This window comes from Streptomyces sp. NBC_01485, from assembly GCF_036227125.1.
In the GTDB taxonomy this organism is placed as follows: Bacteria; Actinomycetota; Actinomycetes; order Streptomycetales; family Streptomycetaceae; genus Streptomyces.
This window is the reverse complement of the sequence record NZ_CP109435.1, coordinates 5,104,790-5,126,104: the sequence shown is the minus strand read 5'-3', so window position 1 is coordinate 5,126,104 and position 21,315 is coordinate 5,104,790. Positions and strand designations below refer to the sequence as shown.

Sequence of the window (21,315 nt, the reverse complement as noted above, 5' to 3'; positions counted from 1 at the left end):
GGAAGCGCCTGAGCGATCTTTTTTACGACGGGGGAATCGCGTCAGGCACTGCGGGGGGTGGCTGAGATGGTCTTCAGGGGCGGCACCTCGGGCTCGTCGAGCCGGTGGTCCCGCTGGTCCAGGTTCACAAAGATCATTCCGTAACGAATGGCGCACCGCACGGGCTGCGGCGCCCCCCGGGGCTTGCGCAGGCACCGGTAGGCCCGTACGTCCTCGTCCTCGTCGCGCGTCACGACGACCGGCTCACCGAAGACCGTCACCATCAACGAGTCACCACTGTGGGGGATGGCGGTGACCAGGTCGATGAAGTGCCAGCCGGAGCGGTAGGCGGTGGCCATTTCGCGGCGGAAGGAGCGGTCGTCGGGTGGTGTGGTCATGACTCGGCGGCCCACGTGCTGTCGCCGGGAGTGGTCCAGGTGCTGTCGCCCAGCCCGTCCGCCGCGGTGACGACCCACGTACTGTCGCGCGGAGCGACCCACGTGCTGTCGCCGGCCCCGGCGACGGTGTGGACACCCGGGCTCCACGTGCTGTCGCGCGCCGCAGTGCCCGTCGTCCCCGCAAGGCCGCTCAGTGCTGTGAAGGCCAGGGCGGCGGAGAAGGCGGCGGCAAGCGCCGAGCGAAGCATTCTCTTATGCATAGTCGGCTTCGTCCTCATTTGAAGGTCACCTCTCCCCCGTCGACTACGACGATGGCCCATTCGGGCACGTCATGGCCACACAATCGATGCATCATGTTCCTGCACGTTCAGGACCCTGGGGGGTGGAGATTTGACGAAAAATGAGACAAGCCAGACACATCCTCATGCGTCGACTGAGCTGTGCGAGGAAGGTCGCCGTCTCTATGGGAACGCTCTTCGGACGGGCCGCATAGCCCGTGCGGACGTGGAGCCCGCTCCGTGTTTGATGGAGTTCGCCCTGCTTCATGCCGACCCCGACGACGCGAACTGGCTGCGCCCGGTGCCCCCGTCGATCGCCCTGTCCCAGCTGCTCAACCCGATCGAACGCGAGATAACCCAGCGCAGGCGGCTGTCGGTGGAGCTCGCCGACGCTTTCGAGCCGTTCATGACCCTCAGCGCCCAGCCGACGCCTGCCACGCACTCGATCACGGTGCTGGAGGGCATCGACCGGATCAACGCGGCGCTCGATCTGGCCACCTCCCAGTGCCAGACCGAGATGCTCACCGTCCAGCCGAGCCGACGCCGCCTGGAGCACACCCTCGTCCAGGGGCTGGAGCGCGACCGGCCGCTGATCGAACGCGGCTGCCGGATCCGCACCCTCTACCAGCACACGGCCCGCTACAGCCCCGAGACCCTCGGCTACGTCTCCCAGTTCACCGACGGCAAGGTCGAGTACCGCACCATCGACGAACTCGTGGAGCGGCTGATCGTCTGCGACGAGACGGTGGCCTTCATCCCGACCCGCGACGACGGGCAGGTCGCCCTCGAACTCCGGCACCCGGGGCTCGTCCGCTACCTGATCAAGGTCTTCGAGTTCATGTGGGGCCGCGCCGTACCCCTGGCCACCGGCGCCCCGTACGAGACCGCGCCCGACGGCATCACGGACATCCAGCACTCCATCGCCAAGCTGCTGGTCGAGGGGCACGTCGACGAGGCGATCGCCCGCCGGCTGGGCATGAACGTCCGCACCTGCCGGGCCCACATCGCCAAACTCGCCACGGCCCTGGGCAGCGGCAGCCGCGCCCAGCTCGGCTTCCTCATCGCCCAGTCGGGACTCCTCAGGCAGGAGCCCTGACCACGCCCGAAAAGCCCCCGGCCGAAAAGTCCCTGCCCGCAAAGTCCCCGGCCGGACAGTCCCCGGCCGAAGGGTTCCCGGCCGAAGGGTTCCCGGCCGAAGGGTTCCCGGCCGAAGGGTTCCCGGCCGAAACGCTCCCGTTCGGCCGCCTCGCCGGGCGGCCGGGGATCCTCGAACAGGAGGCAGAACCGCAGTGAGCGCGCCGCCCCACTCCCCGCACGGCGTGGAGAACCTGTGCGCCGCCGGCACGGCCCTCTACGAGCAGGCGCTGCGCGACGGGCGCGTCAAGGCCGAGCAGGCCGGGACGGCGGCCCCCTGCCTGCTGTCCTTCGGCCTCCTGCACCCGGTCGTGGACGACCTCGGCCAGCTCGAACCCGTACCCCCCGCCCTCGTCCTGCACCGGCTGCTGCGCGCCTCGGGCACCCGCATCGCCGAGGAACGGCACCGCGAGGAACGGCTCGCGGCGCTCTTCGAACCCCTCATGCGCGTCACCGGCGGCCGTACGGCGGCCACGGAGCCCGTCTCGCTGCGGATCCTCAGCGGCACGGAACGGATCAACGGGGCGATCACCGAGGCGATGGCCGAGGCGACCAGCGAGGTGCTCTGCGTCCAGCCCAACAGCCACTACAGCGGGCCGCGCGGCCAGGCGGCCCAGCCCGTCGCCATGGCCCGCGACCAGGCCCTGCTGGACCGGGGCTGCCGCATCCGCACCCTCTACCAGCACACCCAGCGCCATATGCCGCTCGTCCTGGCCCGCTACGAGCAGCTCCGGGGCGACGCCGAGGCCCGCACCCTGGACGAGGTCACCGACCGGCTCATCGTCATCGACGGGACGGTCGCCTTCATCCCCGCCGGCGAGGACGGCCGGCTGGCCCTGGAGGTCCGCCACCCCGCGCTCCTCACCTACTTCACCACCACCTTCGACCGCCTCTGGCGGCTGGCCACCCCCATGTACCCGCAGGCCGTCCGGCGCCCGTCCCTGGGCGGCGTCACCCCGCGCCAGCACGCCATCGCCGCACTCCTCGTCGAGGGCCACACCGACGCCGTCATCGCCGACCGCCTCGGCATGAACATCCGCACCGCCCGCGTCCACATCGCCAAACTCGCCACCACCCTCGGCAGCGACAGCCGCGCCCAACTCGGCTACCTCATCGGGCGGTCGGGGATCCTCGACCGGGAACAGGACCAGGGTCGAGGGGTGGGGCCGGAGCAGCAGCAGGGGCCGGAGCAGGGGCCGGGAGACTGACGGTCCCCGTCCCGGTCAGCGTCCCCGTCCCGCTCCCGCTCCCCGTCTCCCCCGGCGGCCGGTCCAGGCCGACCTGGGCGATCCGTACCCCCAGTTGGGTGCGGCTGGCCGCGCCCAGGGTCTCCGAGAGGCGGGCGATGTGGGCGCGGCAGGTGCGGACGCTGATGCCCAGGCGTTCGGCGATCACCGCGTCCTGGTGGCCCTCCGCCAGCAGGGCGGCGATGGACTGCTCGCGGTGCGAGATGCCCTCGATGCGGGTGTCGGGCAGCGGGGCGGTGAGCGGGACCGCCAGCCGCCACAGCCGCTCGAAGACCGTGACCAGGTAGGAGATCAGGGCCGGGTGGCGCAGCTCCAGGGCCATCGTGCGGTCGGTGTTCGCCGGGATGAAGGCCACCGTGCGGTCGAAGAGGATCAGCCGGTCGATGACCTCGTCCAGGGTGCGGGCCTCCACCGCGTCGCCCATCAGCTCCAGGTAGGTGAGCAGGCCCTGGCCGTGCCGGGCGACGTGGTTGTAGAGGTCGCGCATGCGCACGCCCCGCCCGCGCAGCTCCAGCGCCCGGTGCAGGCCCTCCGACAGCTCGTGCTCACGCCGGATGCCGCCGGGCTGCACGGTGAGCACCTCGGCCGTGCACGCCTCGGTCGCCGCGTCCAGCGCGGCCTGGATCCGGGCGGAGCCGTCCAGGACGCGGATCGCCGCGCCCTCCCCGGTCACCGCGCCGCGCGCCGGACCGCCCAGGCCCGCGTACCACTCGAAGGCGGCGACCGCCGAGCCCATCCGCCGCCGGCTCGCGCTCACCTCGTCGTAGAGTCCGCGCAGCAGCCGGGTCATGACCTCCTGCGGGGAGGTCGGAACCAGCCAGTCCATGTCGTCGGGGTCGGGGTGCAGGAGCGCCAGTTCGAGGAGGCACGGGACCGGCTCGGCGTCGGTCCGCGCCACCCGGCCGCGTCGTACGGCCCGGGAGTACACGCGGTCCCCGGCCTCGCACAGCCGGTCGGCACCGTGGGGATGCTCCTCCGTCCCGTGCCCGGCCATCGCCCGTCCCATCCCCGCCCACACCTGTTCCGGAGCGCAACTATGCGCGGCCCGGACCGGGTCCGCAACACGGCTCCCCCGGCCGGGGCCGGGGAAAACAACCCCTCTGCGGGAGTTTCTCCCGGCCTCCTCCCCTCGCACTGCAACAAGCTGACGGTGGTGCAACGCCTTTGCCACGGTGCATCGTTGACTTCCGCGTTCCCCCGGGTGCTCCCCACCCGGCGGAAGCGGAACCGACCCGGCCGGGCCACGGGGGAGTCCGGCCGGGCCCCGGGACCGTGCCCGTACGCCCGTCGCACGCCCCGTTGTACGCCCCGTCGCGCACCGATGGGATTTCGTACAACGGGGGGGTGTGTCGGCGGGTCGGTGCCCTGGAGGCCTGTCTCGCCGACGCCTACGGCGTCTCGGGCGACCGCGATCCGGCCGGTCACCTGAGCACCAGCCCGGCGCCGTACACGCCCGGCGGGGTCCTCATCACGATGAAGCCGCTGACGGGCTGGTAGCCGATCGCCGGTGGCCGCCGTGGACGGCGGCGGGGGGCCTCAGAGCAGGCCGGCGGCCTGGCAGGCGGACTTGTACTTGTTGGTGCAGATGTCGGCGATCTTGTAGATGCCGTCGGCGACGACGGTCTGCTTGATGTTGGTCTTCGTCAGCGCGACCACGGTCACCAGCTTGGCCGGAATTTCCTTGTTGGTCGGGCTGTCGACCTTGTCGCGGGTGAGGGCCTCGAACTGGAGGTCACGGCCCTGGACCTTGGCGACCGCCGCCTCGGCGGCGGCCTCGGCCATGTCGGGGTAGGGCTTGTAGACGCTCATGTACTGCTCGCCGCTGAGGATCCGCTGCACGGCCGGCAGCTCCGCGTCCTGACCGGTGATCGGGGGCAGGTCGCTGTCGCTGACGCCCGCCGCCTCCAGGGCCTTGATGATGCCGGCGGCCATGGCGTCGTTGGCGGAGTAGACGCCGGCGATGTTGTTCTTGCCGATCGCGTCGATCGCCTTCGTCATGCTGGCCTGGGCGATGTCCGGGTTCCAGTTGACGGTGTCGTACGACTTCGCGATCGTGACCCGGCCGTTGAGCTCGCTGAGCGCGCCCTCCTTGAACTGGCCGGCGTTCGGGTCGGTGGGCGAGCCGTTCACCATGACGATCTTGTCGGCGAGGCTGACGTTGCCGATGGCCTCCGCGAGCGTACGGCCCTGCACCTCGCCGACCAGCTCGTTGTCGAAGGAGACGTACGCGTCGATCGGGCCCTGCGCGAGACGGTCGTAGGCGATGACGGGGATGCCCGCCTCCTTGGCCTTCCTCACCATGGGCGCGATCGCCTTCGCGTCGACGGCGTCCAGCAGGATGATGTCGATCTTCTCGTCGATCATCCGCTGCACCTGGGAGTTCTGCGTCTTGGTGCTCCCGGCCGCGTTGCGGTACTCCGTCTTGCCCTTGTTCTCCGTGAGCTCGGCGACCTTCTTCTTGATGATCGGGTAGTCGAAGTTCACGTACCGGGTGTTCGTCGTCTCCGGCATCAGGACGCCCACCGTGATGTCGTTGCTCCGCGTCGGTGTCGCGCTGCCGGTGTTCTCCGACGCCCCCATCATCCCGCACCCGGCGAGTGAGAGGGACATCGTGGAGGCGACCACAACTATGGCGATACGACGCATTTCGGGGGCTCACTTCAGGTGCGTTCGGTGCGTTCCGGACATGGGTGCGGCATGTTGACCCAGGTATCTCGAAAGACAACGCGGCCCCGGCCACCGGCGTCAAGCGGAAGCGCTTAACGATGGAGCAACATCACACACTCGTCCGCCGCCCTCAACGCGCCCCGGGATCGTACTTCTTCAGCGAGGCCTGGACCTCGGCGGCGTAGGCGCCCTCCCACCACGGGACCGTCTCGACGAGGACCGGCTTGGTGCCGGAGGCCAGGACCAGGGCCCGGCCGGGAGGCATCGCGCCGAGGTCGGAGACCTGGAGGACGCGTTCGCGGCGGGTGGACTCGCTGATCGCGCGGTTGCCGGACCAGCCGCCGAACTCCGACTCACGGCTCGTCTGGTACTCGCGCAGCTCGAACTCGCCGGCCAGTTCGCTCAGGTCGCCCAGGAAGCGGGTGTCGGATACGCCGCCGCCGTACACGCGGACGTTCGCCGCGGACCACAGCTTCTCCATGCCGCGCTCGCCCCACACCTCGATGCCCTGCGCCCAGGACTGGAGGATCGTCATCAGGATGATGCCGCGCGAGCCGTAGTGGGAGTACAGGTCGGGCAGGTTGCGCCAGCGGCAGACGTTGGCCGCCTCGTCCAGGACGCCGACGAGGGGCAGCGGGAGGCGCCCGCCGCGCTGGGTGGTGGCGTACTCCTCGGCCGCCTCGACGACGGCGACGGTCAGCGCGGTCACCAGCGGCCCGGCGGAGTCGCGCCCCTCCCGGCTCAGCGAGTACAGGGTGCCGCCGCCGCGGACGAACGCGTGCGGGTCGAACTCGCCCGCGTACTCGTCCGCCGGCGGCGTCACCCACCGGTTGACCTCGGGATTGACCAGGCAGGACGCCATCTGCTGGGCGACGCCGTAGATACCGCTGCGCTGCTTGTCGGGGGCGTTGATGACGCCGGACAGCCCGTCGGCGGACATGGCGTGCCCGGCGCCGCGCAGGATCCGCTCCGGGGCGTCGTCCCTGGGGTTGGACAGCCAGGTGTAGATCTGCGTGACCGGCGCCTTGGCGCAGGCGGCGGCGAGCAGCAGGTTGGCCAGCAGGTCCTGGCCCGCCGGGTCGAAGAAGGCGTCGGTGGAGGCGTTCGCGTCACGCGAGCCGCTGGCGAAGTGGTCGGCCATCTTGCGGGCCTTGGCGACGTCGGTGACGTACGACAGCGGGTTCCACCACCAGCTCGGCTCCTCCTGCGCGACCTGCTGCGGGTCGAACACCCACACCGGCCCGCGCGCGGTCCGCGGCCCCCGGGTGGCGTCCACGATGTCCCGCTTGTTGGAGGTGACGAGAACGGCGCCGGGCCCGTCGAGGATGGCCGGAATGGCCCGCCGGGTGGTCTTGCCGGTCCGCGGCCCCCAGATGTCCACGTGCATGTCTTCATACGACCCGTACAGCGGCTGCCGCCCCTTGACGGACCGTCCGATGAACACGCCGGGCGTGCCCGACCGCACGCCGAGGCGCTCGGCGGTGGCGGCGGCGCCCTTCATGGTCAGCTTCCCGAGCTCCTCGCCCTTCGCGAGATGCCTGGCGGCGCCGTCCACCTTCGGCTTCCGCCGCAGCCGCTCCCGCACCCGGTAGACGGCCAGCCCGAGAATCCCGACGACCACGGCCTCCCCGGCGGCGACGGCACTGGCGGGCGAACCCGGCCAGTCGTAGTCGCCCTTGACCACCGCGACCAGGAAGGTCAGCGGATCGGACGGCGGCGCGGGCGCGTCGGCGTACCCGGCCCCCACCTTCGCCGCCAGCCAGGCGCCGGCGCCGACGAGGAGCACGACGGCGACGGCGATGACGATCTCAAAGGTCCAGTCGTCCTCGGCGCGGGGCTTCTTCTGCTGTTCTGCGGTCACCCGCGGGTCCGTCCTTTCCGGAGTTCTGAGACTGTCTGGAGGGGGGCTCGGTCGACGGGTCCGGTCAGGTCTTCGTCGCCGCGAAGGCGAAGAGAGCGTTGTCGGCGGCGACGAGCGTGTAGCCGTTGGTGGTGAACGCCAGGGGGATGTCCGCGTCCTCGGGAAGCATGCCGAGCGGTTTCCCGCTCCCCGTCGCGAGGGCCGCGTCCTCCTGGTCGAGCTCCGCGTACAGGACGCCGCCGGGCGTCACGGTACGCGGCCGGATCTCCTTGTCGCCGGTGTCCTGCCGCCACAGCTCGACGCCGGTCCGGGTGTCCCACGCCACCGCGCCCTCGGCGAAGTTGACGACGGCCGTCCGCCCGTCCGGGGCGACGACCGGGCCGGTGTCCTGCGTGAACTGCTTGAGCGTGGTGTGCGGGCCGACGGCCAGCGTGGCTCCGGTGCGCAGGTCGACCGTGGTGAGCACCGCGTCGTCGGAGCCGCTCGCCGACCAGACCAGGATGCCCTGGTCGCCGTGGAGGGGATAGAGGCCGGCGTCCGCCTCCTCGCCGTCCTCGCTCCGCTGGACGACGTCGGCGGGCGGGGTGAGGTCGGTCGTGGTCCAGAGGGCCTTTCCGGTGGCCGCCCGCCCCGGTGTTCTCGCAGTCGCGGATCAGGACGGCCGGGGAGCTGCTGAACCTGGCCGCGGGCGCGCTGTTCGGCACCCAGGAGAGGTCCTCCACGAGGAGGAAGGCGTCACCGACGGCGCAGTCACCGCTCCCGGGCTGCCGCTCGGCGGGCAGGGCGGCGTCGCCGGCGCATCGCCGGTTCGCGTCACCGCGCCGGGCGAGGCTCCACGCGGGCTTCGCGGCGAGGCCCGGGATCGGATCGCCCGTGTAGAGCGCCTGCCGGGCCGCGGAGGCCGATGCCCCGGGTTCGGACGGCCCGGTCGCCTTCGTGCCCGACGGCTCGTCACCGCCTCCGCAGCCGGTGACGAGCCCCAGGGACAGGACGGTCCCGGCGACGACAGGCCTCAGGAGGTATCGCGAGGTCGTCACCGTCTCAGGCACCCTTCGCCTTGCCCGTGCCGTCGCCCTCGACCGAGTTCGTGCCCTGCGGGATCGGGACGCGGTAGACGCCGGTGATCTGGTCCTGGTAGTCCCACTTGCTGAACTCGACCGACTTGCCCGGCCGCGGAGCGTGGATGATCTTGTGGCCCTTGGGGTCCCAGACAAGACCCACGTGACCCGAGTGATTGCCCTCCGGCCGGAAGAAGATGACGTCGCCGGGCTGCGCCTCGGACAGCGACACCTCGTACTTCTTGAGGTAGGGCTCCTGGGTGTACGTCGTCGTACCGATGTCGATCTTCCCGCCGCTGGCCATGTAGTACGCCCACTGCGTGAAGCTGGAGCAGTCGAAGCTGGTGGGGTTCTCGCCCTGCAGCCGCGGAGCGCCGAACACGTACGGGACGCCGATGCCGCGCTGCGCCCAGCCGAGGACCGCGCGGATCACCGGGTCGTCGGAGTCGGGGATGACGCCGGAGGCGCCGGCGCCGTCCGGGGCGACGGCCGCGCTGCCGTTCTCCTCCGCGCAGTCGGCGTACTGGGCGTCCTTGCCCCGGCCCTCGTCGGTGGAGCCCGGAACGGTGCCGTAGTCGGGGTTGGCGGCGACCTGGCCCTTCATCCATGCCTGGGGGTCGACCATGCCCGGGCCCGCGTCCTGACCGGCGACGAACGGGTTGTCGACGCCCGGGATCCGCACCTCCCAGTGCAGGTGGGGTCCGGTGACGTTGCCGGTCGCGCCGACCGTGCCGATCTGGTCGCCGCGCTTGACGGTCTGGCCGACGGACACCTTGATCGAGGTCTGGTGGGCGTAGAGCGTGATGACGCCGCCCGCGTGCTGGATCTCCGTCTCGTTGCCGTACGAGCCGCCGGGCCCCGCGTGGACGATCTTGCCGTCGGCCGGTGCGTAGATCGGGGTGCCGGAGGTCGCCACGAGGTCGAGGCCGGTGTGGTAGCCGAGGCTCCACATACTGCCGTTCTCGTGGTACTTGGTGCCGAGGGTGTAGGTGCCCTCCTTCAGCGGCCACTGCCAGCCGGCGCCGCCCGCGGGCTCCTTGGCGGCGGGGAAGGCGACGGTGGTGACGCCGGCCGGGCCGAGGAGGCTCGTGGTGTACGCGGCCGGCGCCATGGCCGTGGTGGTCTTCTCGCCGTCGCTGCCGTCCAGCGGCGGGGTGGACCACGAGCGGGGCGAGGTCGCGGCGACACTGAGCGCGGAGCCGGGCTCGGCGTTGTTGCCGACCGGCTCCGGGATGTCCGACTGCTGCCCGAGCGTGGGGAAGCCGGGGTTCTTGTCGACGGTCTCCTTCAGATGCGCGTACCAGCGCTTGATGAGCTCCTGATCTCCCGTGAGCACCCCGTGGTAGCGGGTGGCCTGGGTGATGACGACACGCGGGTAGATCGTGTTGGACGCCGTGGAGCCGGAGTAGGTCTGCAGCGCCTTGAAGGGGGCGGTCTCGGCCTTCTTCGCGTGCAGGAAGTTGGCGGCGGCCCAGGCCGCGTCGTCGATGTTGTAGAGGTCCTTCTTGCCGTCGCCGTTGCCGTCGGCTCCGTAGTCCTTCCAGGCGGGGGTGCCGAACTGGAGGATGCCCATGTAGCCGAGGGAGTTCTTGCCGCCGGGCGCGGCCGACTTGTCCTGGCCGTACTTGGTCTCCTGGTACATCTGCCCGGCGATGAGCGCCCAGTCGAGGCCGTCGTAGCGGGCGGCGGCGCGCATCGCGGCGAGGATCATCTTCGGCGGTATCTCGTTGCGCGCGGTCTCGCTCGGCATGTACATCTTGCCGGCCGGCAGGATCGGGTTGGTGGCCGCGGCGTCACCGGTGTTGCCCGCGCCGGCGTTGTCCGCGTAGTCGCCGCACGCGGCCGCGACGGCGCCGTTGCCGGTCCCGCCGATCATGCCCATGAGAACGACGATCGCCAGAGACATGCCGCCGAAGGTCAGCAGCCCGCCGCTGCCGCCGAGGATGAGCCAGAGCTTGAGGTTGCTCTTGTCCTTGCCCTTGCCGTCGCCGTCGCCTTGACCGCCTCCCCCGGACGCGGCCTGACGGGCCTTCTTGGCGGTCTTGGCGACCTTCGCGGCCTTCTGCGCGGCCGCGAGCACGGCGGGTGCCACCATGTCGGCTCACTCCCCCGATTCGTCAGAGGCGCCCACGTCGCCGAGACCGAAGATGTCGAAGCCGGAGACGACCCACGCGCCGCTCTCCTCCTTGACGGTCACCAGCCACTTGTTGGACTCCGTGACGGTCTTGCCGTCCACGGTCCGCGCGGCGGTCACACTCACGACGCTGGAGATCGAACGGCCGCTGTCACGCACCAGATCGTCCGAGATCATCGCGTCCCGCTCGACGGTCGCCGTGCCCTTCGACGAGCACCGGTCGGCCTCGCACCGGGCCCAGTCCTTGCCGGTGGGCAGGGCGGTGGCCTGCTCCATCTGCGTTTCCCCGGTGGTCAGCGCCAGCAGCGGGGCACTCCAGGTCGCGGGCTTGCTGGCGTGGTCGTACGTGCTGACGCCGGCCATGTACTTCGTCATGACCTCGTGCGCCGCGGCCACCTCGGTGAGGGCGACGATGGGGGTGGCGCCGCCGCTCGGCTCCCGCGTGCCGTCGGACCCCGCGCCCGGGTTCGCGGCGTCCTGGCCTCCGGACGTCGCGGAGGGCGCCGCCGAACCGCCGTCGCCGCTCCCCTCGTCGCCGTCGAAGACGGTGAACACCGTGAGCACGGCGACCAGAAGAACACCGAGCACCGCCAGGGCCAACAGCCCCGAGCGCTTGCCTTCCGCAGGCAGATCCACGTTCCCGCGCCTCCCTTGTGCTGAGCCGGTACGGCGGGTGACCGGGACACGGTAGGTGGCGGCGGGCGAGGGGGGCTGCGGGGATTCCCGGCGGGGAAAGCGGGCGCCGGGGCCGGGAAAACGCAGGAAAGCCGTACCGCCCCCGGCCACCCGGATCACTCCGGACGCGGATCCACCGGCAGCGGGTCGAACGGGTACGCCGTGTGCCCGTCCTTGGGCGAACAGGCCGCGAACGGGCCCGAGTCGGCGTCCATCAGCACTCGCAGATGCGGGTCCGCGTGATGCAGCCACCAGGTCGACATGCCGAGCGCCGGGTCCTGGCGCAGATGCTCCCAGGCCAGCCAGAGCGCGGACAGCCGGGCGCCGGCCTCGGGATGCTCCCACCACCTCGGGCACCAGGTGGCCGAGGAGCCGTTGACGCGTCGGCGGATCATCTGGGCGAGGTAGTCGGAGACGAAGACGAAGACGTCCGCGAAGTAGAACTCCGGTTCCTCTGCGGCCTCTTCGGTGCCGGACATCGGTGCCCCCGTCAGTCGGTCAGCGGTGATCCGGCCGCGCTGCGGCGATCCGGTCGGCCTGCGGCGATCACTCGATCAGGTCAGGAAGATACCGAGCAGCAGCAGTGCCACGACCACCGCGCCCATCACGATCCGCGCCGTCGGATCCTCGCGTTCCCACAGGTCGTGGACGACGGCCCAGCCGGTCATCCGTGCGGCCCGGCCGCCCTGAAGACGCGTGCCCACGCTCTGCGGTTCCTCGTCGTCGTCCTCGCCGTCGGCCGGCAGCGGCTGGTCGTCGTCGATCCCGACCGGCAGCCCCTGCTGCTCCTGGGCCACCAGGACCATCTGCTCGAGGAGTTCGGGAATCGTGTTCGGGGTGAGGGGATAGGCGAAGGTGCCGTACGGCGTCTCCACGCACAGGCGGGCCTGCCACGGGTTGCCGGGCTCGTAGCCGTCGACCCAGGCGCGCTCGCTCTGGAAGACCTGCGGGGCTTGGGGAACCTGGGGAACCTGGAGTGCCGGTATCGCCTGGCCGCCCGTCGGCTGTTGGGGCACGCCCGGGACGTGGGGGTCGGGCTGCTGCGGGTGCCCGCTGTGGTCGCTCAACTCTCGTCCTTCGCCGGGTCCGTCGGATCCAAGGGTGGTGCCGGGTACGTCGGTACGTCGGGCAGACCACCCGCCCCGCGCATTGTGGGCCGAGGGCAGCCGATGCGACGACCCCACCTTCCCAACATGTCCCTGCCAGCTTTCCCGACATCTTTCCCGATGGGCGCCGGCCGGGAATTCACCGTCTCCCGGCGAGGAAAGTGACACCGGTCCCGTCACGGGTCTTTGTCACACTGCCGGGGCACCTGGCTGGGGCCAGGGCCCGTCGTGCGGTGCGGTCGTGACGCCCAGGCGGACAGGGGAATCGACTCGCTGGAGTAACCGACTCGATGACAGACCACAACAGCCCTGCTGGCGCGGTCGGCGGAGGCGAGCCTTCTGGGCAGCCCGGGCCCTTCGGTCCTCCCCAGCAACCCCAGCAACAGGCGTGGCAGGGCCAGCAGGCCCCCGTCCCGCAGCAGCCGCAGCCCCAGCAACTCCCCTCCGACGCGGCCCGCGCGCAGGTCGCCGCCGCCTGGGTGCGCAACACGCCCCGGGCCGGCCAGGCCGCCGTACCGTCGCTGCCGCCGCGTGAGACGCGCCCCCAGGGCGAGTCGAAGAAGGAGAAGCGCGAGCGGGAGCGGGCGGCGCGCAAGGCGGTGTACGAGCAGAAGAAGGCGGAGAAGGAGCAGCGCAAGCGGGGCGTTACGGCGACGGCCGCCGCGCCGGTGACCGCCCAGCCCACCGCTCCGGCCGCCACCGCGCACGCGCCCCAGCAGCCCGTCGCCGGCACCCCGACGCTCACGCCCAGGCCCACGGCGGGCGTCTCCGCCCCCGCCCATACGCCCACCGCGGCCGGTGCCGCAGCCCCCGCCCCTACCGCCCCCAAGCCCCACGTCGGCCGCGACTTCGTCGTCCCGAAGCCCGGTGGCCGTATCCCCACCGGTGGACGCCGTACGCACGTCGCGCTCCGCGCCACCCTGCTGATCACCACCTGTGTGTTCGCGCTGGGCTCCTGCGGCGTGATGGGACTGGTGGTCGGCAAGTCGTCCGGTCCCGAGACCGCCGGGCTGGACTCCGCCGACGTGGACAAGTACCGCCTCACCGACTTCCCGACGCAGCAGGCGGCGACCTTCGCCGAGCAGTACGCCCTGCTGTGCATGACGTTCTCCCCGGAGACCGCGTCCACGCGCCGGGTGAGCCTCGCCCGCTACGCCTCCGCCGGCGTCGACGCCGAGTGCGGCTGGAGCGGCGAGGGAACCTCCACCGCCGTCTCCGCCACCTGGGACGGAACCGCCGAGACGCTCGCCGAGTACGGCGACCACGGCCGCTACATCGGCGTCCAGGTCCGTACCGACGACGGCACGCTCACCACGCTCACCGTCCCCGTCTACGTGAAGAACCTCTCGACGGGCGAGGGCATGCGCGTCGCCGGTGACGTCGGCCAGATGCCGCTGCCCGCCCGCGCGGACGTGCCGGAGATCGACCAGGACAGCGAGGTCCGGGACGACGCCCTGGCCCAGCAGCTCCAACAGCAGGTGCTGCCGGGCTACTTCGCGGCCTGGGGCGCCTCCGACGCCACCGCGATGACCCGCTTCACCACGCCCGACGCCTCACAGTCGGCCACCTCCGGCCTGTCCGGCAGGCTGACCACCCCGACGATCAACGACGTCGCCGCGCTCGTCCCGAAGAGCGTGCAGAAGACCGACCCGTACACCTACCCGGCCGGGCAGGCCGTCGAGGTGCGCGTGGTCGTCGACTGGGGCGACCCCAAGGGCGAGACGGTGCGCCGCGCCTACCGGATGACGGTGGTGAACACGGCCCAGGGCTGGTTCATCAAGGACATCCGCGGCGGCGTGCTCGACTCGCAGGGCGGACGGGCCGACAGCGACGGGGGCACGGGCGCCGGCACGGGCACCGCCTCCTCGTCGGCGAGTCCTTCCACCTCTGCTTCCGCTTCCGCCCCCAAGACCCCCCCGTCGCCCAAGGGCAAGCCGGCCGGCAAGTCCTGACCGGACCCCGCGCCGCCCTCACCCCCACCGCTCACCGCCTGCTTCACCACCCGAGAGGAAACACCGTGTACCTGGCCGCCACCACCATGGAGGACATGTTCGGAGAGATCGAGACGATCCTCCGCAACGCCGGCACGATGGTCGCCGTCATCGCCCTGCTCGTCCTCGGCATCCGCATGCTCCTGTCGATGAAGCGCGGCGACGGCATGCGCGAGGCCTTCCAGGGCTTCGGCATGATCGCGCTCGCCGCCCTGATCATCGGTGGCGCCACCGGCCTCGCCGGTCTGCTCATCGACCTCGGCGGCCAGATCGGCGGCGGCAAGGGCTGACGTCCGGCATCGGATGGACCGTCAGTAGCCGTCCCTACCAGGGGAGTTCGCAGTCATGAGCCAGGAGGCACCACCGGAGCCGCTGGTCGCGTACGACCACACCGATCTGGTCAACCGCCCCAAGCGGATCTGGAACTGGGGCAACATCCCGCTGCCGGGCCTGCTGCTGCCCGCGCTGGGCGCGGCCTTCGGCTTCGGACTGGTCTGGCTCATCGCGCTGCTCACGCTGTCGGCGTTCCTGCCCTTCCTCGGCATGTCGATGTGGACGTCGGTCCTCTACTTCGGGCCGCCGTTCGGCATCTACTTCGTCTGGGGACGGCCGCTGCCCTCGGCGCTCACGCTGAGCCAGCAGCTCGTGGTGTGGACCGACTGGTGGTTCCAGCCCAAGCGGCTGCAGGGCCTCGCCGCCGACCAGGAACCCGAGGAACTGCACTGGCAGGTCATCCTCTTCACCCCGGGCTCGCCGCGCTGGCAGGCCCGCTACGAAGCAGCGCGCCGGACCGCCGCCGAACGCGGCAGCGCCTTCTCGACCTACCGCTGATCCATCGCCGACCCACCGCCGACCACCGCTCACCCCGTACACGTCGACTACCGCAGGTGACTCCTCCATGTTCATGCTGATCCTTCTGGGCGGGGCGGCCGCCTTCTTCGTGGTCGCCATGATCCTGGCCGCCTCGTCGAGCAAGAAGAACGGTCAGGGCGGCCGGGGCGGTTCGAGGCAGTCGTCCTCCTCCCGCTCCCGGTCGTCCGGCTCGTCGGCCGCCGCCCGCCGCGAGGACCTCCGCCTCCCCTACCGCTACGCCGACGACATGATCTTCGTGCACGGCGACTCGGTGTGGACGGGCATGGTCCTGCCCAACGCGATCGACGAGTACCTGAACGCCGGTGAGCTCCAGGCGATGGCCGAGGGCCCGGCGCGCGGGCTGCTCAACCTGGCCCGCGGCGACCGCAACGTCGAGTGCCACTACCGCAAGGTGTACCAGCCGATCACGGCGATGACCTGGGCTCAGGAGCTGAACGCGGTCGCCTGGGAGCCCACCGAGAACTACAAGGCGTACAACCTGCGCAAGGCCGAGTACCAGGAGCGCATCGGCGCCAAGCGGGAGCGCAACATCCTGCTGGTGAAGCTGGGTTCGCTGAAGCGGACGAACGGCGGCAGCGGTGTCGTCGCCCTGGACGACGAGCCGTACGACGAGCCCGGGCTGCTCCAGGGCGTGCGCGGCGCCGCCGACCGGGCCGCCGCCACCGCGACCGGTGTCACGGACGAGTACCTCTCGCCGCACGTCCTCGCCGAGTGGACGCAGGTCGCCGTCGAGGTCCACGAGAGCCTGGAGGGCCTCAAGGGCACCCCGCTGAGCCGCGAGGAGCTCGTCTGGCTGATCCGTAAGCCGCTCCACGGCGACCTGCCGGTGCCGCCCGAGCCGGTGCTCGGCTCGCGTGCCTGGGGGCCGAACCAGTTCGACCTGGTCGTCGACTTCTCCGGTGAGAACCGCAAGACGCACATCGTGCTGAACCAGTACGACGAGGTGACGGGCGAGCAGCAGACCAGCTACACCACCACCCTCGTCGCCGCCAACTGGCCCGCGGAGACCCGCTTCCGCCAGTCGACGGCCTGGGCGCGTTACGCCGCCCAGCACGTGGAGTTCCCCGTCGAGATCGACATGCGGTTCACGCTCATCCCGTACCTGAAGTTCAAGGACCGCGCCGACAAGATCCGCGGCAACCTGGTCGACGAGATGAACGACATGGCCAACTCCGGCCGCAGCCCCGACACCAAGCTGGCCACCCAGGTCACCCGCGCCCAGGAGCTCGTCGACGACATCGACGAGCACAAGATGCCGGGCATGGAGGCGCAGATCCGCTTCACGATCTCGGCGCACGACGTGAAGGAACTGGAGCGCCGGCGCCGGGTGCTGGAGATGCAGTTCAAGCAGGACCTGAAGGTCACGCTGCTGCGCCCGACCCGCCAGCAGTGGCGGCTGCTCCAGTCCCAACTGCCCGGCGACGCCCCCAAGTTGCCGATCGCGCCGTATCTCCGGCTCCAGGAGGTCGAGCAGCTCGGCGCCGGACTCCCCACCGCCGGGACCGAGTTGGGCGACAACCCCGAGCAGCGGTCCGGCAAGCGGCTGGGCTGGGTCGGCAACCTGGTCGGCTGGGCGGGCAAGATGCCGGTCCACTACTCGCTGCACGTCGGCCCCGCCCGCAACGACGGCGGCGGCCTGGCCATCGTCGGCGCGTCCGGCGGTGGCAAGTCGTCCCTCGCCCTCCAGAAGTTCTACGAGGAGTCGGAGTCCGGCGTCCGCTGCCTGGTCATCGACCCGAAGACCGACTTCGCCCAGCTCTGCTACTACCTGGCCTTCGGCGCCCAGGTGAACGACCCGGCCTTCGCGAGCGACGCGGAGACGGGCCTCCTCGGCACCCCGGAGAGCCGGTTCCAGCCGGTGAACCCGGACTTCTGGGCGGAGACGGAGGTCGTCGACCTCCTCAAGGGCCAGGCAGGCGTCCTGGACCCCTGGGTCATCGCCCGCGACGTACCGGCGGGCCGCCTGCTCGCCGAGTCGATGCTCCGAGGCTTCCTCGGCGACGACGACTACCAGCGCGTACGCCTCCCCGTCATCGAGGGCATGGCCACGGTCATCGGCCGCTACAACTCCGCGATCCGCCAGGCGGTGGAGCAGGGCCACACCGCCCGCGACGCCGAACTCGCCGTCCCCCGCCCGACGTTGTGGCAGGTCGTCGACGAGGTCGTGGCCGCGTACGACCAGGCGATGGCCAGCGGCGACCGCGACGCGATCAAGGACCTGAAGCTCGCGCAGATGCTCCTCACCGAGCTGCGCACCCTCCCCTACGCCCGCCTCTCCTTCGCCGAGCACCCGAAGCCCCTCTCCAGCATGCGCAAGCGCCGTACGGTCATCACCCTGCGCGGCTTCCAGTCGCCGGCGGCCTCCGACCCGCGCAGCTGGAACCCGGCGGAACGCCTCGCGGCGACGGCCCTGATGGCGGTCGTGGAACTGGGCAGCCAGATGCTCGACGTCGGCTACGAGAAGAACCCGGTGACCGGCGAGATCGGCCTGCGCCCGAAGGCGCTCTTCGTCGACGAGGCGTACGTCGTCACGGCGACCGAGTCCGGCCGCGACCTGATGCGCCGCGCGCTGAAGCAGGGCCGCTCCTACCTCGCGGTCACCGTCCTGATCACCCAGCAGGCCATCGACCTGGTCCAGATCGAGGACTCCGAGGCCCGCAGCGGCGGCGCCAACCAGATCCACACGGTCTTCGCCTTCAAGCAGAAGTCGGCGCAGGAGGCGTCCCTGGTGGCCCCCCTCCTGGGCCGCCCGGAGAACGACCCGAAGGTCATCGCCGCCCTCCAGGAACTCCGCACGGGTGTCTGCCTCCAGCGCGACGCCGACAAGCGCGTCGGCACGGTCGCCGTCGACCTGGTCTTCAAGGAGATCCTCGCCGCCACCGACACCAACGGCACCACCCGCCCGGCCCGCCAGGGCATCAACCCACCGCTGAGCGTGTGGGACTGGACGTTCCTGCAGGAGGCGGCGGAGGACCCGGCGGCCCAGGAGGCGGAACGCGCCCGTGCGGCCCAGGCCGTTTGACGCCACCCCCCATCAGCACTGAGGACGGACACATGCGAATCAAGCGAGCGCTCGCGATCGGCGCCACCCTCGTCGCGTTGACGGGAACGGCGGGGTGCGGCGGCGACGACGGCAACGACAAGAGCGGCGGAGGCGGCGACAAGAGCTCCGCCTCGGCCGGCAGCACCGAACAGGCCACGGGCAGCGGCCTGCCCAAGGCGTCGGACATGGCCTCCATCGCGTACTACCTGAACAAGTACACCCCGTGCCTGGACCTGGCGACGGGCGACGACTACGACGCCAACCACGACGCCGACAGCAGCGCCTGGGGTGCGGACGAGGCGGCGGACCCGTCCTGGAGCATCAAGGAACGCGGCGTCTGCACGGACGGGTCCGGCCACCCCATCGCGTTGCTCTCCGTCCAGGACATGGCGAAGTTCCAGGCTGCCGTCAAGAAGGACGGTTCCGAGTTCCTGGTCGGCCAGGACTTCGCGGTCGTCCCGGTGGGTGACACGGCACGCCAGGGCCTGCAGAAGTCCGACCTCAGGTTCCTCACGTGCGACGCGGACTTCTCCGTGCCGAGCGGCTTCACGAAGGAGGCGGCGGCAGTGGACGGCTGCGTGCTGAGCAACTACTTCCCCAGCTGACCCGAGCCCCGACCTTCCCCCATCCCGCTCCGCGTCCCCCGAAGGACTACAGATGCCCTCGCGCACAGCGCTGCGCCACGCCCTCACCAAGGCAGGCACAGCCGTCCGCGCCCTCCTCTTCGTGGCGCTGACCCTGACGGCCCTCACGCTGGCCATGCCGACCCCTGCGTACGCGGGCTTCTCCTGCGACTTCACCGGCGACGACAGCTACCAGATGGACACGCCGGGCAACAACGGCGAGTCCATGTTCGCCGCGGTGATCCAGTGGGACAAGGACACCAAGCAGGCGACGACGCTCCTGGACGACTCCGGGACGACGACCGGCGCGGTGAACATGCCGAAGGACGCCGACAAGTACACGATGTACGAACTCGACGGCATGCGCGGCATGAACTGGTCCCAGACCTTCAAGGGCCGCGGCGACGCCTCCGAGAACAACGGCGACCTGGGCAGCGGCGCCGACGACTGCTCGGTGATGGCCTACGTCAACAACGGCATCGCCGACTCCATCTTCAACGGCACCAAGATCCTGACCCGGGCCGCGATCTCCATCAAGGAGTCCGCCTCCAACCCCAGCCCGCTCGCCGGCCTCTACGAGGGCCGCGACAGCGTCGTGACGACGCTGAAGGAGAACGTGCTGCGTCCGGCCGTACCGGTCATGATCGTGCTGGTCGGCCTGTGGGTGTTCACCAAGTGGCGCAAGGGCGACATGCGCGAGGTGTGGGCGGGCATCTCGTGGTCGGCCCTGACGATCGTCGCCGTCACGGCTTTCCTGACGGGCGGCAACTACGACAAGCTCGTGAGCACCGCCGACTCCTACATAGCCCGGGCCAACTCGGCCCTGACGGAGACCGTCCTCGCCGGGGTGTCCGGGGAGACGCAGTCGCCGTGCGATCTGGACAAGGGCGAGTACAACCGCGGTCTGCGCATCTCCAGTTGCGCCATGTACGACACGCTCGTCTTCCGGCCCTGGGCGCTGGGACAGTTCGGGGACCCGGGAAAGAACTGCGTCTTCAAGAAGCCGGAGAAGGGCGGCGGCGAGATCAGGAACGGCGTCTGCATCCCCGCCGACAAGAACAAGACGTGCGAATGGGGCAGGGGGGCCCGCTGCGAGGACCTGCGGGTGATCCAGCTCGTGGCCCAGTCCAGGACCAACAAGGACGGCGCCGACCTCAACAAGTTCAAGGACAAGTGGGTCCCCATCCGCCAGGACATCGCGGGTGGCAAGGACAAGGGCGACGACGTGGATGACATGAACATCTACCCGGTCGCCTTCGACGACTGGGCGGGCAAGAACGCCGGCAACCGGGTGGGGCTCGCCTTCTACTCGATCATCGCCGCGCTCATCGTCGGTCTGATGGTCATCGTCCTCAGCGCCCTGACCCTGCTGTGGCACGCGGTCACCCTGATCCTGGTCATCCTGCTGCCGCTGGTGGCCACGATCGGCATCCACCCCTCCCAGCAGAAGATGCTGAAGAGCTGGCTGGAGACGTTCATCCACAGCTTCGTGCTCCGCGCGGGCTTCGGTGTGATCCTGACCGTGCTGCTGGTGCTCTACCAGATGATCCTGCCGGCCAAGGTCGCCCTCGGCACGCAACTGCTCATGCTGCTCCTCGTCACCATCGCCATCGTGATGATGCTGAAGAAGCTCCTCGGCGGGAACTTCACCCCGCAGGTCGCGGGCGGCGAGGACATGCTCGGCATCCGCGACGCCGCGGGCAAGGTGACCGCCATGGCGCCGGGTCTCGCCGCCTCCACGGCCAAGACCTCGGGCCGCGTCGCGAGCAGCGGCGCCAAGGGCGTCGCGTGGACGGCGGACCGGGTCATCGCCGGCGGCAAGGGGCGCGGCAAGATGCAGCAGTGGGGCTGGGTCGGTCAGTCCAAGCGCGAGCAGCGCAAGTCCCAGCACCAGGCGGCGGAGACGACGCGCAAGAAGTACGAGCAGAACCGCGAGGAGTTCGAGGCCCGGCCGGCACCGGAGCCGGAGGCGACCGCCGCCCCGAAGCGCGGTGGCCGGGTCAGCGGCGGCACCGGCCAGTCGTCCCCGCAGCCGACGACCCCGTCCGAGCCCCGCCCGGCGCCGTCCCCGGCCCCGGCCTCCGCCCCCAGGCAGCCGCAACCGCAGGCCCAGCCGCCGGCCCCCCGCCCCGCACCGGCGGTACCGCCCACGCCCCCGTCCCCGCCGCCGCCCCGGGAGCCACGCGGCCCCAGCGGCCGCGTCTAGCCCCGCCCCCTGCCCGTAAGCAGCCTCCGAGAGAGAGCCACC

The 21,315-nt window shown here is 71.0% G+C and carries 19 protein-coding genes; 9 read left to right on the top strand and 10 right to left on the bottom strand.

Features of this window, described 5'->3' with window-relative positions:
• Positions 1 to 41: 41 nt before the first annotated feature.
• Both OG352_RS23340 and OG352_RS23335 read right to left on the bottom strand, forming a co-directional pair.
• A complete protein-coding gene (locus OG352_RS23340; protein ID WP_329219508.1) occupies positions 42 to 377 on the bottom strand; it encodes a hypothetical protein in 336 nt (111 codons plus the stop codon).
• Entirely contained in the window at positions 374 to 637 is a 264-nt protein-coding gene (locus OG352_RS23335) for a hypothetical protein (RefSeq protein ID WP_329219507.1), read from the bottom strand. The genes OG352_RS23340 and OG352_RS23335 overlap by 4 nt, the downstream gene beginning before the upstream one ends.
• A 265-nt stretch (positions 638 to 902) precedes the next feature.
• Between OG352_RS23335 and OG352_RS23330 the strand changes: the two genes are divergently transcribed.
• Entirely contained in the window at positions 903 to 1,751 is an 849-nt protein-coding gene (locus OG352_RS23330) for a helix-turn-helix transcriptional regulator (RefSeq protein WP_443072320.1), read from the top strand.
• A gap of 193 nt (positions 1,752 to 1,944) precedes the next feature.
• Positions 1,945 to 2,997 carry a helix-turn-helix transcriptional regulator gene (locus tag OG352_RS23325; protein ID WP_329219505.1) on the top strand — a complete coding sequence of 351 codons (1,053 nt, stop codon included), beginning with the start codon at positions 1,945 to 1,947 and terminating at the stop codon, positions 2,995 to 2,997.
• On the opposite strand, the gene OG352_RS23320 is transcribed toward OG352_RS23325, so the two are convergent.
• Complete coding sequence (locus OG352_RS23320) at positions 2,900 to 4,030, bottom strand: helix-turn-helix transcriptional regulator (protein WP_329223932.1); 1,131 nt, start codon at positions 4,028 to 4,030, stop codon at positions 2,900 to 2,902. The two genes, OG352_RS23325 and OG352_RS23320, sit on opposite strands and share 98 nt — an antisense overlap.
• 350 nt (positions 4,031 to 4,380) lie before the next feature.
• On the opposite strand from OG352_RS23320, the gene OG352_RS23315 reads away from it, so the two are divergent.
• Entirely contained in the window at positions 4,381 to 4,533 is a 153-nt protein-coding gene (locus tag OG352_RS23315; protein WP_329219504.1) for a hypothetical protein, read from the top strand.
• A 39-nt stretch (positions 4,534 to 4,572) separates the two neighbouring features.
• On the opposite strand, the gene OG352_RS23310 is transcribed toward OG352_RS23315, so the two are convergent.
• The 7 genes from OG352_RS23310 to OG352_RS23280 all read right to left on the bottom strand — a co-directional run bounded on the left by OG352_RS23310 (position 4,573) and on the right by OG352_RS23280 (position 12,498).
• Positions 4,573 to 5,682, bottom strand: a complete 1,110-nt coding sequence (locus OG352_RS23310; protein ID WP_329219502.1) for a sugar ABC transporter substrate-binding protein — start codon at positions 5,680 to 5,682, stop codon at positions 4,573 to 4,575.
• Between the two features lie 151 nt (positions 5,683 to 5,833).
• Positions 5,834 to 7,564, bottom strand: coding sequence for a type IV secretory system conjugative DNA transfer family protein (locus OG352_RS23305; protein ID WP_329219500.1), 1,731 nt, complete (start codon positions 7,562 to 7,564; stop codon positions 5,834 to 5,836).
• A gap of 64 nt (positions 7,565 to 7,628) precedes the next feature.
• Entirely contained in the window at positions 7,629 to 8,030 is a 402-nt protein-coding gene (locus OG352_RS23300) for a hypothetical protein (protein ID WP_329219498.1), read from the bottom strand.
• Positions 8,031 to 8,605: 575 nt separating this feature from the next.
• Positions 8,606 to 10,717, bottom strand: coding sequence for a peptidoglycan DD-metalloendopeptidase family protein (locus OG352_RS23295; RefSeq protein WP_329219496.1), 2,112 nt, complete (start codon positions 10,715 to 10,717; stop codon positions 8,606 to 8,608).
• A 6-nt stretch (positions 10,718 to 10,723) separates the two neighbouring features.
• Positions 10,724 to 11,392 (bottom strand): hypothetical protein, encoded by a 669-nt coding sequence (locus tag OG352_RS23290; protein ID WP_329219494.1) that lies wholly within the window; start codon positions 11,390 to 11,392, stop codon positions 10,724 to 10,726.
• Positions 11,393 to 11,547: 155 nt separating this feature from the next.
• On the bottom strand, positions 11,548 to 11,910 hold the full coding sequence (locus OG352_RS23285; protein ID WP_329219493.1) for a DUF4913 domain-containing protein: 363 nt from the start codon (positions 11,908 to 11,910) through the stop codon (positions 11,548 to 11,550).
• A 75-nt stretch (positions 11,911 to 11,985) separates the two neighbouring features.
• Positions 11,986 to 12,498, bottom strand: a complete 513-nt coding sequence (locus OG352_RS23280; RefSeq protein WP_329219491.1) for a hypothetical protein — start codon at positions 12,496 to 12,498, stop codon at positions 11,986 to 11,988.
• Positions 12,499 to 12,827: 329 nt separating this feature from the next.
• On the opposite strand from OG352_RS23280, the gene OG352_RS23275 reads away from it, so the two are divergent.
• The 6 genes from OG352_RS23275 to OG352_RS23250 all read left to right on the top strand — a co-directional run bounded on the left by OG352_RS23275 (position 12,828) and on the right by OG352_RS23250 (position 21,273).
• Positions 12,828 to 14,489: a conjugal transfer protein gene (locus OG352_RS23275; RefSeq protein WP_329219489.1), complete on the top strand. Its 1,662-nt coding sequence runs from the start codon at positions 12,828 to 12,830 to the stop codon at positions 14,487 to 14,489.
• Positions 14,490 to 14,554: 65 nt separating this feature from the next.
• Positions 14,555 to 14,818 carry a hypothetical protein gene (locus OG352_RS23270; protein ID WP_329219488.1) on the top strand — a complete coding sequence of 88 codons (264 nt, stop codon included), beginning with the start codon at positions 14,555 to 14,557 and terminating at the stop codon, positions 14,816 to 14,818.
• Positions 14,819 to 14,873: 55 nt separating this feature from the next.
• Positions 14,874 to 15,359, top strand: a complete 486-nt coding sequence (locus tag OG352_RS23265) for a hypothetical protein (RefSeq protein WP_329219486.1) — start codon at positions 14,874 to 14,876, stop codon at positions 15,357 to 15,359.
• 67 nt (positions 15,360 to 15,426) lie between these two features.
• Positions 15,427 to 18,423: an ATP-binding protein gene (locus tag OG352_RS23260; protein WP_329219484.1), complete on the top strand. Its 2,997-nt coding sequence runs from the start codon at positions 15,427 to 15,429 to the stop codon at positions 18,421 to 18,423.
• A 32-nt stretch (positions 18,424 to 18,455) separates the two neighbouring features.
• Positions 18,456 to 19,049, top strand: coding sequence for a hypothetical protein (locus OG352_RS23255; protein WP_329219482.1), 594 nt, complete (start codon positions 18,456 to 18,458; stop codon positions 19,047 to 19,049).
• 52 nt (positions 19,050 to 19,101) lie between these two features.
• Complete coding sequence (locus OG352_RS23250; protein ID WP_329219480.1) at positions 19,102 to 21,273, top strand: hypothetical protein; 2,172 nt, start codon at positions 19,102 to 19,104, stop codon at positions 21,271 to 21,273.
• The last annotated feature ends 42 nt before the right edge of the window (positions 21,274 to 21,315 follow it).

Excerpts from the sequence above, each read along its gene's own strand:
- OG352_RS23330 (WP_443072320.1), top strand. The coding sequence starts at position 903 with ATGGAGTTCGCCCTGCTTCATGCCGACCCCGACGACGCGAACTGGCTG.
- OG352_RS23335 (WP_329219507.1), bottom strand. The coding sequence starts at position 637 with ATGCATAAGAGAATGCTTCGCTCGGCGCTTGCCGCCGCCTTCTCCGCC.
- OG352_RS23320 (WP_329223932.1), bottom strand. The coding sequence starts at position 4,030 with ATGGCCGGGCACGGGACGGAGGAGCATCCCCACGGTGCCGACCGGCTG.
- OG352_RS23285 (WP_329219493.1), bottom strand. The coding sequence starts at position 11,910 with ATGTCCGGCACCGAAGAGGCCGCAGAGGAACCGGAGTTCTACTTCGCG.
- OG352_RS23265 (WP_329219486.1), top strand. The coding sequence starts at position 14,874 with ATGAGCCAGGAGGCACCACCGGAGCCGCTGGTCGCGTACGACCACACC.
- OG352_RS23260 (WP_329219484.1), top strand. The coding sequence starts at position 15,427 with ATGTTCATGCTGATCCTTCTGGGCGGGGCGGCCGCCTTCTTCGTGGTC.
- OG352_RS23255 (WP_329219482.1), top strand. The coding sequence starts at position 18,456 with ATGCGAATCAAGCGAGCGCTCGCGATCGGCGCCACCCTCGTCGCGTTG.
- OG352_RS23295 (WP_329219496.1), bottom strand. The coding sequence starts at position 10,717 with ATGGTGGCACCCGCCGTGCTCGCGGCCGCGCAGAAGGCCGCGAAGGTC.
- OG352_RS23310 (WP_329219502.1), bottom strand. The coding sequence starts at position 5,682 with ATGCGTCGTATCGCCATAGTTGTGGTCGCCTCCACGATGTCCCTCTCA.
- OG352_RS23275 (WP_329219489.1), top strand. The coding sequence starts at position 12,828 with ATGACAGACCACAACAGCCCTGCTGGCGCGGTCGGCGGAGGCGAGCCT.
- OG352_RS23340 (WP_329219508.1), bottom strand. The coding sequence starts at position 377 with ATGACCACACCACCCGACGACCGCTCCTTCCGCCGCGAAATGGCCACC.
- OG352_RS23250 (WP_329219480.1), top strand. The coding sequence starts at position 19,102 with ATGCCCTCGCGCACAGCGCTGCGCCACGCCCTCACCAAGGCAGGCACA.